Consider the following 11,577-nt stretch of genomic DNA (forward strand, 5'->3'; position numbering starts at 1 on the left):
GTTGCTCAGTCTTTCGTTCTTCATGGTTTGCGGAAAACGTACGGGGCCCTTCCCCGACGGTAGCTGCCGGTGTGGGCGTCCCGGGGGGGGGCCCCCCCCCCCGATCCGCGACCGGCGTCAGCTCTGGAAGCGCCAGGTCTGGTTGGACTGGCCGGCGCCACAGGACCAGATGATCAGCTGGGTGCCGTTGGCGGTGCCCCACGCGTCGGCGTCGAGGCACTCGCCGGACCGGGGGTTGCGCAGGTTGCCGTTGACGAGCTGCCACAGCTGCCCGCCGGCGGTGTTGCAGGTCCACTGCTGGACCTTGAGCCCGTCGGCCGTGCCGTTGCCGGTGATGTCGAGGCACTTGCCGGTGCGCGCGTTGACCAGTTGCTGCCCGCGCCACGTCCAGCGCACCTCGGGCCCGCCGTGGCAGTCCCACAGCTGGATCTTCGCGCCGTCGTCGGCGCGGCCGCCGGACACGTCGACGCAGCGGTTCGACCCCGCACCGATGATCATCTGGCCGGTGCCGGGCTGCGGGTCGGCCGGCTCCAGGACGGTGCCGCGGTACACCCGGTCCAGCAGCGCGAACAGCGCCGTGTCGTAGCGGGCCAGCTCGGCGCGGGTGTTGATGTCGTTGTGGACGCCGTCGCCGCCGGCCGGGCCCTGCCGGTTGAGGTCGAAGTAGTCCTGGACGCCCTCGGCCCAGTACTCGCTGACGTTGGAGCCCGCGTACGTGTTGTTCCACAGGCCCATCGACCGGGCACGGCTGTAGGCGCCGTCCAGGTCCGGTCCGAACCTGGGGTCGGTGTACCGCAGGCCCCACCCGTCGACCGTGTGCCCGAACTCGTGGATGAAGACGTTCTCGCCGCCCTGGTCGTCGATGAGGTTCGCCTCGGTGCCGACGGTCAGCGCGCCGCCCATCCCGGCCCAGTACCGCTCGTCCATCGACGTACCGGCGTCGCGGAAGACCTCGGGGATGGAGCTCATCCGCTCGCTGCGCGCGATCATCACGATCCGCACGTTGCGCCGGTTCATCTCGGCGACCGCGCGGGTCGGGTAGGTGTTCACCAGCGTGTTCGCCTGCCGGGCGGCCTTGAGCAGGGTCGAGTCGGCGATCGCGGCCGAGCCGAGGACCGGGATGGCGACGCCGGTCGCCGGGTCGACCGGACCTTCCACGTACTTCGCGTACCACCGGGTGTCGAGCTGGAACCGCGCCACCACGGACTGCGGCACCGGCCGCTGCACCACGGCGGCGGCGTCCGCCGCACCCGGCCCGGCCACCGCGACCGGGACGGCGGTGGCCGCCATCATCACCCCGAACAGCACCAACCGTCGCACGATGGACCGCATCACGGACACGCCCTTTCCTGGCGGGGTCAGGTCGCATTCAAGCTAATGAGTACGTCGCGATTGCCGTGACTGGTTTCGAAACGCACTCGACCCGCGTGACGGACGGGGCGGCGGGATGTCCGTCGACGGGACGGCACCGCGAACCGGCCGACCGGATCGACGAGGTCCGCGCCGCACTCGAACGGTGCGGCCGACCGGACATGACAATGCGGCCCGCGCCGGACGGGGGCCACCGGGCGGGCGGACAGCGGTCGGACGTTCGGGTGGGATCCGGCGCTCGGCGTTCAACCCGCGAACGAGATCCGGTTTGATGGATCGATGATGCCCGGCAACCCCGACCGGACCACCCAGGACGTCGACCGCCGTATGGCGCTGGCCCGTGAATGGGACGAGCTCGTCGAGCAGGTGCGGGCCATCGACGGGTTCGAGGACTTCCTGCGCCCGCCGCGGCTGGAGACGTTGCTGCCGGCCGCGGACCGCGGACCGGTCGTGATCATCAACATCAGCCGGTGGCGGTGCGACGCGCTGGTCGTCAAGCGGTCCGGGGTGGAGGTCGTCGAGCTGCCGGAGCTGCGGCAGGAGGACGTGGCCAGGGAGGTCCAGGCGTACCTCGACGCGGTCGGTGCGCGGCAGGGCGACACGTGGCGCGACGGCTTCCACCGCGACGCCGACGTGACCGTGGCCGCGGACACCGTCGAGGCCGCCCTGGACCGGTGCCTGCGGTGGATGTGGGACGCGTTCGCCGGGAAGATCCTGGGGCACCTGGGGTACACGACGACGCCGGTCGGGGAGTGGCCGCGGGTCTGGTGGTGCCCGACGGGACCGCTGGCGCTGCTGCCGATCCACGCCGCCGGTGACCACGCGACGCCCGGCGAGGCGGTCCTGGACCGGGTCATCTCGTCGTACACGCCGACGCTGCGCGCGCTCGTGGAGGCCCGGGCCGACGAGGCGGCGCAGGCCGCGGACGGGCGGCGGATGCTGTTCGTCGGCATGCCGCAGACGCCGTCGCAGGCGGATCTGCCCAACGTCGAGGTCGAGGAGCGGCTCGTCAGGGACCTGTTCGGCGAGCGCTGCACACCGCTGGTCGGCGCGCGGGCCACCCGCGGCACCGTGCTGGCCGAGCTGCGCAACCACGGCGCCGTGCACTTCGCCTGCCACGGCGAGCAGAACCTCGCCGACCCGTCGCGCGGTGGGCTGATCGTCGAGGACGGGACGCTGACCGTCACCGATCTGAGCTCGCAGCAGTACCGCGGCGACTTCGCCTACCTGTCCGGCTGCAAGACCGCCGTCGGCGGCGTCCACCTGCCCGACGAGGCGATCACCCTCGCCGCGGCGCTGCACTACACCGGCTACCGGCACGTCATCGCGACCCTGTGGTCGGTGTGGGACGAGGAGGCCGCGCAGGTCGCCGGCGACGTCTACGCGGCCGTCGCGCCCGGCGGGGTCCTGCACGCCGACCGGGCCGCCGCCGCACTGCATCATGCCGTGCGCCGCCTGCGCGCCGAACGCCGTGACATGCCCAGCGTCTGGACGCCGTTCGCCCACACCGGCCCCTGAGCCGCCGCAACCACAGGAGCGCCCGCCGATGCCCAAGGTCTACGCCCTGCTCGTCGGGATCGACGTGTACCGGCTGCCACGGCTGAACCTGAGCGGCTGCGTCAACGACGTCCTGCTCGCCGAACGGCTGCTGCGCGACCGGGTCCCGGCCGAGGACCTGAACGTCGCGATGCTCTGCGACGCCGACGCGACCCGGGCCGCCGTCATCGGGGCGTTCCGCAGCCACCTCGGCGCCGCCGGACCCGGGGACATCGCGCTGTTCTGGTACAGCGGCCACGGCTCGACGGGACCGCTGCCCGAGGACATCTGGTACGCCGAGAGCGCCGGCATGTGCCAGACCACGGTGTGCCACGACAGCCGGGCCGGCGCCCCCGACCTGTACGACAAGGAGCTCGCGGTCCTCGTCCGCGAGGTCGTCGCCAACGGGACGCGGATGGTGTCCGTCATGGACTCGTGCCACTCCCGCGGCGCGTTGCGCGGCGACCCGCCGCCGGGGGTGACACCCCGGCTCGCGCCCGCCCTCACCGCCCCGCCGCAACTGCGGGACCTGCTGCCCGAGCTGACCACCGCCGACCCGACCCGGCCGACCCCCGGCGCGCAGCAACCGGGGCACGTCGCGCTCGCCGCCTGTACCGAATGGGAACTGGCCAACGAGTGGCCGTTCCCGGGTGGCGTCCACGGCGTGTTCACCGAGGCGCTCGCCCATGCCGTGGCCCGGCTCGGCCCGGACGCCACCTACCGCAACGTGCTCGGCTACGCCCGCTGCCGGGTCGAGGGCCGGCTCCTCACGCAGACCCCGGCCCTCGAGGCGCTCGGCGACCTCGCCGATGAGGCGTTCCTCGGCGGGACGCTACGGCCGCGCACCACCCAACTCACGATGCGGCACCTGCGCGGGCAGTGGGAGGTGGACGCGGGAGCGGTGCACGGCGTGGTCGTCGACGCGCGGCTCGGGGTGCACCGCGCCGACCCGCTGCGGGAGGTCCGCGTCGCCGGGGTCGACACGCACCGCAGCGTCGTCGAGCCGGTCGGCTGGTCACCCGACGAGGAACGGCAGTACGAGATGGTGCTGACCGACGTGCCGCTGCCGCCGGTGGCCGTGTCGATCCGGGCCGGTGACCCCTTCGCCCGGCGGCTGCAGGACGTCGTGGCCACGGCCGGCCCCACCGGCCGCCCGTCGCCGCACATCCGCGTCATCCACCCCCGGGAGGAACCCACGGCCCGGCTCGTGCTCCGGGTCCGGCACGCCGAGGACGGCCGGTCGATCCAGGTGACCGGCGCGGACGGCAAACCCCTCGCACCCCCGTCCGGCATCGACGACCGCGGCGTCCTGCGGACCGTCCAGGACCTCGAGCACATCGCCCGCTGGCTGCAGGTGCGCAACCTGCAGAGCGCGTCGCCGGCGCTGGAGGACGCGGTGGAGATCGACGTCGTGCGCGCCGGACCCGGCGGGCAGCGGCCCGCTCGCGCGCCTTCGACGGGCCTCGACTTCGCGTACACCTGGAACGGCGCCGAATGGGAGCCGCCGTCGGTCTTCGTCCGGCTCCGCAACACCACCACCCGGCGGCTGTTCTGCGTGCTGCTGGACCTGACCGACCGCTTCCGCCTGCACCCGAGCCTCTTCTCCGGTGAGTACGTCGAAGGCCTGCACACCGCGGAGGCCGGCAACCGCGCCGCGATCACCCTGAGCCTGCCGGCGGACCTGGTCGGGACGCCCGGCGCGTCCGCCACGGACTGGCTCATGCTGCTGGTGTCGGAGGAGCCGTTCAGCTCCGACTCGTTTCTGCTGCCCAGGCTCGGGGAGGCGCAGCGGACCCCGATGCGGCAGGTCCGGCGCGGGATCACCGGCGTCCTGGACCGGCTCGGCCACCGCGCGGTGCGCCGCGACTTCGACGTGGCGCCGCAGGCCGCGCTGGACTGGGCGGTGAAGGTCGTCGAGGTCACCACCCGGATGCCCGGCGCGGCGCCCCCGGGCGGGGCGTGAGCGCCGAACTCGCCGCCGTGCACGCCCGCGTCTCCGCGTGCCTGGCCGGCGACCAGAAGGCCGTCCTCGCACCCGCCGCGCTCGCCGACGCGGCGGCGCTCGAGGCCGCCGCCGCGGACCCGCACCGGTCGGTCGACCCGGTCGAGGCGGCGTGCGTGCTCGGCTGGCTGCACTGGTGCCGGTTCCACGCGCTCGACCCGGGCGAGGAGGAGCAGGCCAGCGGATCCGCGTCGCTGCACCACTTCGGTGCCGTCATGGACACGTCGCCGGAGCTGGTGCCGCCCGACGCGCGGGCCGCCGTCGTCAGGTCGGTGCTGGCCGGCGCCGACCGGCCGGCAGCCGCCGGGCTCGGCGCGGCGATGCTGGCGGCGGCCGCCCGGACGGGCGACGCCGACCTGCTCGACCGGGCCGTCGACCTGCTCGGCGCCGCGACCGGAGACACCGCACCGGCCGGCTGGTTCGACGACCTGGCCGGCGCGCTGCACCTGCGGTACGAGCGGACCGGCGACGCCACCGACCTCGAACGGGCCACGGCCGCGGCGCGGCGCGCCACCGACCTCACCGGCCCGGACGACCCGCTGCGCGCCCGCTTCCTGACCAACCGCAGCCTCGTGCTCCGGTCGACCGGCACGGCCACCGACCTGGACCTGGCGATCGCGGCCGCCCGCGAGGCGGCCGAACTCGCGCCGGAGGCGGCCTACCTGTCCAACCTCGGCATCGCCCTGCTCGCCCGGGCCGGCGACACCAGGACCCCCGAGGACCGCGCCGAAGCGATCGCCGTGCTGCGCGCCGCGGTGCGTGCCGCACCGGCCACCGACCAGCGGCGCCACCTGTACCTGTCCAACCTCAGCTCGGCGCTGCTGTCCGGGTCCGCGCCCGCGGCCGCCGACCTCGACGCGGCGCTGACCGCCGCCCGTCAGGCACTGGCGGAGAGCGGCGGCGAGCACCCCGACCGGTGGAAGCACCTGAGCAACGCCGCGACCGCGCTGCGCGGACGGCACGCGATCACCGGCTCCGGCGCCGACCTCGACCAGGCGATCACCGTCCGCCGGCAGGCGCTGGCCCTCGTGCCGCCCGGGCATCCACGGCACCGGACGGTCGCCGCGGACCTCGTCATCGACGTCGGCCGCCGGATGGCGGCGACGCCCACGGCGGAGGACCTGGAGCTGACGCTCGGCACGCTCCGCACGGCGCTCGACGGCGCCCCCGGCGACCCGGTCCTGCTGACGAACCTCGGCGTCGCGCTGCTCACCCGGTTCGGCTGGCACGGCGACCCCGCCGACGTCGACCGTTCCGCCGCGCTGCACCGCCAGGCGCTGCTGGCCGCCCCCGACCCGCACCCGGCGCGCCTGCGGTGCCTGGGCAACCTCGGCGCCGCCCTGCGCATCCGCTTCGAGCACACCGGCGACCCCGCCGACATCGACGAGAGCGTGGCCGTGCGCCGCGCCGCGCTCGCGCTCGCCCCGGACGACTCCCACCTGCACTCAGGCCTGTGCGGGGCGCTGCGCTCCCGCTACGACGCGACCAGCCGCGAGGACGACCTGGACGAGGCCGTCGCGGCCGGCCGCCGGGCGATGGCCCTGGCCACCGACCCGGCCGAGCCGGCCAGCAACCTGAGCTTCGCGCTGCGGCGGCGGTTCGACCGCACCGGCGACCGCACGGACCTGGACGAGGCCGTGCGCCTCGGCCGGCTCGCGGTGACCCGCACCGGCGAGGACGTCGCCGGGGCGCTGTCCAACCTCGGTATCGCGTTGCACACGCGGTACGAGTACACCGACGCGCTCGACGACCTCGACGAGGCGATCGAGCGGGGCGCTGACGCCCTGCGCCGGCTGCGACCGGGGTCGCCGATCCGGCACCGGTTCCTGTCCAACCTCGCCATCGCGCACCTGGAGCGCCACGACCGCACCGCCGCCGCGGAGGATCTCGCCGACGCCGCCGGCCTGGCCCGCGCGGCCGTCGACGCCACCCCGCCCGGGCATCCGCGGCGCCCGATCTACCTGACCAACCTCGGGCTGGCGCTGCGGCGGCTGTACGACGCCACGGGCCGGCCGCCCGGCCGCCTCGCCGAATACGTCGCCGTGCAGCGGGAGGCGCTCGACTCTGGCGCCCCCGGCGACGCCGACCACGCGCTGCTGCTGTCGAACCTGTCGGTCGCGCTCGTCGCCCGGTTCGAGGCGGCCGGCGACCTCGACGACCTCGACGAGTCCATCGCGCTGCAGCGGCAGGCCATCGCCGCCGTCCCGGCGGGCCACGGCGGCGCCGGCGCGTTCTGGGCGAACCTCGGCGGTCGCCTGTACGCCCGGTTCGACCGGCTCGGCCGCGCCACGGACCTGACCGATGCCGTCGCGGCCTGGCGGCAGGGCGCGCAGATCGTGTCAGCGCCCGTCCCGGTCCGGGTCGAGGCCGCGTCGATGTGCGCCGCCACGATCGCCGGGACGTCGGGTCCCGCCGCTGCCGCCGGCGTCTACGGCTGGACGATCGACGAGCTGCTGCCGTTGCTGGCCTGGCGGGGTGCCGGCCGCGAGGACCAGCTGCACCAGCTGCGCACGTACGCCGGTGCGCTGGCCCGCGACGGTGCCGCCTGCACGTTCGCCGCCGCCCGCCCGGCGGACGCGCTGGCACACCTCGAACAGGGCCGCGGCGTGCTGTGGACCCGGCTGCTGGAGCTGCGCGGTGACCTGACCGGCCTGGCCGCGGCCGACGGCGACCTGGCCCGCCGTCTGGACGAGTGCCGGCAGGCCATCGACCACCACGACACCCTCACCCGCCCCGGTCGCTAGGACGGTTGCATGCAGGGGGTCTCGGCGGTGGCGAGGCGGGCGCCGCTCTGCGGCGCGGTGATCTCCACCGACACCGACACACAGCCCTCGGCGGTCCGCAGGACATTGCCGAAGACGCTGAAGACCTGCGGGTGGATCATGTACGGGTAGTCGAACGCGCTCGCGGCGCCGTCGGCGGGGCGGCTGGCGCGCAGGCGGATGGTGGCGCCGGTGGGAACCCGTTCGGTGGAGACGAACAACGGCCAGGCGGCGCGGCAGTGCGGCGAGTACCGCAGGGTGAGGCTGCCGTACGCGTCGGGGATCGGCACCGTGTGGGGGCTGACGGCGTCGAGCTGGCAGCGCTGCTCCTGCGGGTCGCTGCCGTCCGCGGCGGCCTGTGCCCCGGACGCGCCGGTGGCCGCTTCTTGCGGGCCGGATCTCGGCGCCGAGGTGAACACGCCGGCCACGACGGCGATGGCCGCGACGATCGCCACGACCAGCGCGGCGATCCCGATGCCCAGGGCGAGCCCGTGGCGGGCCGGCGGTGCGGCATCCGTGGCCGCCGCGCTCTCTGTGCCGGTCTCTGTGCCGACGGCCGGCACCGGTGCCGGCCGCCGGCTGCGGTCGGCCGGTGCCGTCGGCGGGCCGTGCAGGAGGTCGTGCTCGCGCAGCCAGCGCTCCCGCCACGCGTCGCCGTCACCGCCGCAGGCGCGCACGAACGCCAGGGTCAGCTCCTGCGACGGCAGCCGCGTCCCGGACAGCACGCTGGACAGAGCGGTGTGCGAGTAATGGCTGATGCCGGACATCTTCCGCAGGGACGGCTGGCCCGCTTCCCGGCGCAAAGCGGCGAGATCGGCGACGAATTCGGTGAGCCGGTCGCTGTCGGACGGCGCCGCGCCGTAACTTCCGTTTTGACCCGTCATGGGAACTCCCTGCCGTGGAAACCGTGGTGTCAACCTGCGTCAAGCACGTGCTTTCCACTCGCGTGCACATGCAGGATCGGGCCGGTAGTGAATGCCCGTCCGATTGGCGCCGGTCAATAGGATCTCATGCGCGGCACGTCATTGCGCAGTTGTCCTTATTGGCGGGCGCCATCCCGCGCGCATTCTTCAGCGTTCAACTAGGAGGACACGCGTGCTCCATCGCAACGCAGTGTCGCGGCTCGGCGGGCTCCTGCTCGCCGTCGCCACGACCGCAGCCCTGCTGACCGGCACGGCCACCCCGGCGGCGGCGGGGATCACCGGGTACAGCGTCACCGGCACCGGCGGCGCCGGGCTCCAGGTGCGCACCAGCCCCTACGACGCGGGCGCGGGAGCGGTCGCCGTGCTCGGCGACGGCACCCCGTTCACCGCCGAGTGCGCCGTCCGCGGCCGGAACATCAGCGGCAACACCGTCTGGCACCAGATCAGCTCACCCGCGGCCGGCTGGATCAGCGACTACTACACCAACACGCCGGGCTTCAACCAGTACCTGCCCGGCGAACCCGAGTGCGGCGGCCCGCCACCGACCGGCACCCGCGAGGACCGGGCGATGAACTGGGCCCGTTCGGTGCTCGGCAACGCGTACACCAACGGCGACCTCGGCGACTCCAACCACGCGTGGGACGGCTGGTGCGACAACTTCGTCGGCCACGCCTACGGCCGCGCCGCCAGCGGGTACGCCTCCGCGATCGTGCACTACAACGCGCTGTACAACCGCGGCCTGATCCACACGACCGGCACCCCGCCGGCGGGCGCGCTGGTGTTCTTCGACAGCGCACCGATCAACGGCTACTTCGGCCACGTGATGCTGTCCGAGGGCAACGGCAACTACATCACCTCGGCCCCCACCGTGCGCCGCGTGAACATCAACTGGCCGGGCGCGCCGTACATCGGCTGGTCCTACGCCGACCCCGAGTGGGCCGGCCGATGAGCGGAAGGACCGTCATGCGCCGTCTCCTGTTCCCCCTCGTCGCGCTGCTCGCGGTCGCGGGCGCGGTCGCCGTGCCGTCCACCGCGAACGCCGCCACCGGCATCGACCTGTGCGCGCAGACCGGCTACTCCGCCGGGTTCCGCGGCAGCTCGCTGGTCACCGCGGTCGCCATCGCGATGGCGGAGTCGTCGTGCAACCCGTCGGCGGTCGCCGGCAACCCGGCCGGGTCCGGCTGCCCGAACGGCTCGCTCGACCGGGGCCTGTGGCAGATCAACAACTGCTGGCACCCCGAGGTCAGCGACTCCTGCGCGTACAACGCCCAGTGCAACGCCAACGCCGCCTACACGATCTCCTACAGCGGCACGTACTGGCAGCCGTGGTCGACGTACAACAACGGCGCATACGCGAGCTGGCTGTCCGCGGCGCAGGCGGCGGTCAACCGGCTGAACAACCCGCCGGGGCAGGTCACCGGCACGATCGTGGCGAGCCCGTCGCTGACGATCCGGACCGGCCCGGGCACCGGCTACGGCGTGGTCGGCTCCGCCGCCTACGGCGCCACGGTGACCATCACCTGCTACACGTTCGGCGAGTACGTCGGGGCCGGCCCCTGGCCGTCGTCGACCTGGGACCGGATCACGAACCCGGCCACCGGCGCGACCGGCTACTCCGCCGACACCTGGATCAACACCCTGTACGACGTGAAGACGATGGTGCCGCAGTGCTGAGCGGGGTGCGGCCCCTGATCGCCGTCTCCGCGACAGCGGCGCTGCTGAGCGTGGGCTTGTCGGCGGTACCGGCGGCGGCCGCGGAATGGGTCACCAACGGCAACTTCTCCTCCGGCACCGCGTGGTGGAACATGCCGACGGGTGGCGGCGCGGCCGGCACCGAGACGTGCTGCGCGAACCCGCCCGGCGGCGCGCCGAACGCGTTCTTCCACCCCAACGGGCTCGGCAGCGGCACCGGCCTCAACGCGAACCTGGTGAGCTGGCAGAACATCACGGGTGCGCCGTCCGGCACGTACACGCTGAGCGCCAAGGTCCGCGGGTCCGGCGGCGTCCAGCAGTCGTTCGTCCAGGCCGACAACGGGCTGTTCGACAGCACCTACTGCCGCTCGACGCCGACGAACACCGGATCGTGGATCACCGTGTCGTGCTCGTTCAACTACACCGCCGGCAGCACGCTGCACGTCGCGATCGCCACCTCCAACCTGCCGGCCACGAACGGCGGCTGGATCGCCTTCGACGACGTGTCGCTGACCGGTGGGGGCGGCGGCGGCGAGACCGCGCCGTACGACCTGGCGACCTATGTGATCCGGGCGGACGGAGCGAACAGCATCCCGCACCACCTGAACACCGGCGAGAACATGCAGCTGCAGTACTCCGGCGGCCGCTACTACCAGGTGAAGAACGCGCACTGGGAGGAGATCTGGTCGACCTCGACCGCGATCTACCGCTTCCGCGACACGTCGGACCAGAACACGTTCTACGGTCTGTACACCGGCGCCGGTGCGCAGGGCGACCTGTGGATCGACCGGTACGTGTCGCCGGGCTACTCGCTGGTGCGCAGCCCGGCGATCAGGGTCTACAACAAGAGCAACTGCAGCGCCGCGCCCGGCTGGGGCACCGACCCCTCCCGGATCGTGTTCATGCAGTACTTCGCGACGTGGACCGCCCCGACGGGCATCACCCTGAGCAACGTGATCCAGCTGCAGTCCCAGCACCAGTTCAACGGCGTCTACAACCGCTGGGAGGACTACTACTACGCGAAGGGCCTCGGACTGGTCGGCTTCAACGCCTACAACTACCAGGCCCCCGGCTCCGGCCCGATCTTCTCCGGCTGGATCGACAGCACGTCAGCCACCACTCCGGTCCGGGAGACCGTCTGCAACCCGTGACCGACGAGCAGCGGGGGGGGGGGGGGGGGGCCCCCCCCCCCCCCCCCCCTTTTTGTTTTCGCTGGCGCCGCTTTTTTGCTCCTCCCCCCTCCTCTCTCAGAGACCACCGTAGCAGGAGCAGGGGTACGAATTTCCCTTTC

The 11,577-nt window shown here is 73.6% G+C and carries 8 protein-coding genes and 1 pseudogene; 6 read left to right on the forward strand and 3 right to left on the reverse strand.

Going from position 1 to position 11,577, the window contains the following annotated elements:
* Window positions 1-117 precede the first annotated feature (117 nt).
* Both ACZ6TV_RS13835 and ACZ6TV_RS13840 read right to left on the reverse strand, forming a co-directional pair.
* Entirely contained in the window at window positions 118-498 is a 381-nt protein-coding gene (locus ACZ6TV_RS13835) for an RICIN domain-containing protein (RefSeq protein ID WP_465297684.1), read from the reverse strand.
* A 30-nt stretch (window positions 499-528) separates the two neighbouring features.
* Window positions 529-1,332: pseudogene (locus tag ACZ6TV_RS13840) on the reverse strand (hypothetical protein); the annotation flags it as partial.
* Window positions 1,333-1,650: 318 nt separating this feature from the next.
* Here ACZ6TV_RS13840 and ACZ6TV_RS13845 point away from each other — a divergent pair.
* Genes ACZ6TV_RS13845 through ACZ6TV_RS13855 form a run of 3 tightly spaced genes read left to right on the forward strand, consistent with a single transcriptional unit; the run spans window position 1,651 to window position 7,653 of the window.
* On the forward strand, window positions 1,651-2,889 hold the full coding sequence (locus ACZ6TV_RS13845; protein WP_465297503.1) for a CHAT domain-containing protein: 1,239 nt from the start codon (window positions 1,651-1,653) through the stop codon (window positions 2,887-2,889).
* A gap of 28 nt (window positions 2,890-2,917) precedes the next feature.
* Window positions 2,918-4,870, forward strand: coding sequence for a caspase family protein (locus ACZ6TV_RS13850; protein WP_465297504.1), 1,953 nt, complete (start codon window positions 2,918-2,920; stop codon window positions 4,868-4,870).
* Window positions 4,867-7,653 carry a tetratricopeptide repeat protein gene (locus ACZ6TV_RS13855; protein WP_465297505.1) on the forward strand — a complete coding sequence of 929 codons (2,787 nt, stop codon included), beginning with the start codon at window positions 4,867-4,869 and terminating at the stop codon, window positions 7,651-7,653. Before ACZ6TV_RS13850 ends, ACZ6TV_RS13855 begins: the two co-directional genes overlap by 4 nt.
* On the opposite strand, the gene ACZ6TV_RS13860 is transcribed toward ACZ6TV_RS13855, so the two are convergent.
* Window positions 7,650-8,555, reverse strand: coding sequence for a DUF2690 domain-containing protein (locus ACZ6TV_RS13860; protein WP_465297506.1), 906 nt, complete (start codon window positions 8,553-8,555; stop codon window positions 7,650-7,652). The two genes, ACZ6TV_RS13855 and ACZ6TV_RS13860, sit on opposite strands and share 4 nt — an antisense overlap.
* Window positions 8,556-8,766: 211 nt before the next feature.
* Between ACZ6TV_RS13860 and ACZ6TV_RS13865 the strand changes: the two genes are divergently transcribed.
* Genes ACZ6TV_RS13865 through ACZ6TV_RS13875 form a run of 3 tightly spaced genes read left to right on the forward strand, consistent with a single transcriptional unit; the run spans window position 8,767 to window position 11,437 of the window.
* On the forward strand, window positions 8,767-9,543 hold the full coding sequence (locus tag ACZ6TV_RS13865; RefSeq protein ID WP_465297507.1) for a hypothetical protein: 777 nt from the start codon (window positions 8,767-8,769) through the stop codon (window positions 9,541-9,543).
* A 14-nt stretch (window positions 9,544-9,557) separates the two neighbouring features.
* A complete protein-coding gene (locus ACZ6TV_RS13870) occupies window positions 9,558-10,268 on the forward strand; it encodes a hypothetical protein (RefSeq protein ID WP_465297508.1) in 711 nt (236 codons plus the stop codon).
* Window positions 10,262-11,437, forward strand: a complete 1,176-nt coding sequence (locus ACZ6TV_RS13875) for a hypothetical protein (RefSeq protein WP_465297509.1) — start codon at window positions 10,262-10,264, stop codon at window positions 11,435-11,437. The genes ACZ6TV_RS13870 and ACZ6TV_RS13875 overlap by 7 nt, the downstream gene beginning before the upstream one ends.
* Window positions 11,438-11,577: the final 140 nt, after the last annotated feature.

Source organism: Dactylosporangium sp. NPDC051087, from assembly GCF_055586325.1.

Coding starts and splice junctions, on each gene's coding strand:
- ACZ6TV_RS13835 (WP_465297684.1), bottom strand. CDS start 498: ATGATCATCGGTGCGGGGTCGAACCGCTGCGTCGACGTGTCCGGCGGC.
- ACZ6TV_RS13860 (WP_465297506.1), bottom strand. CDS start 8,555: ATGACGGGTCAAAACGGAAGTTACGGCGCGGCGCCGTCCGACAGCGAC.
- ACZ6TV_RS13845 (WP_465297503.1), top strand. CDS start 1,651: ATGATGCCCGGCAACCCCGACCGGACCACCCAGGACGTCGACCGCCGT.
- ACZ6TV_RS13850 (WP_465297504.1), top strand. CDS start 2,918: ATGCCCAAGGTCTACGCCCTGCTCGTCGGGATCGACGTGTACCGGCTG.
- ACZ6TV_RS13870 (WP_465297508.1), top strand. CDS start 9,558: ATGCGCCGTCTCCTGTTCCCCCTCGTCGCGCTGCTCGCGGTCGCGGGC.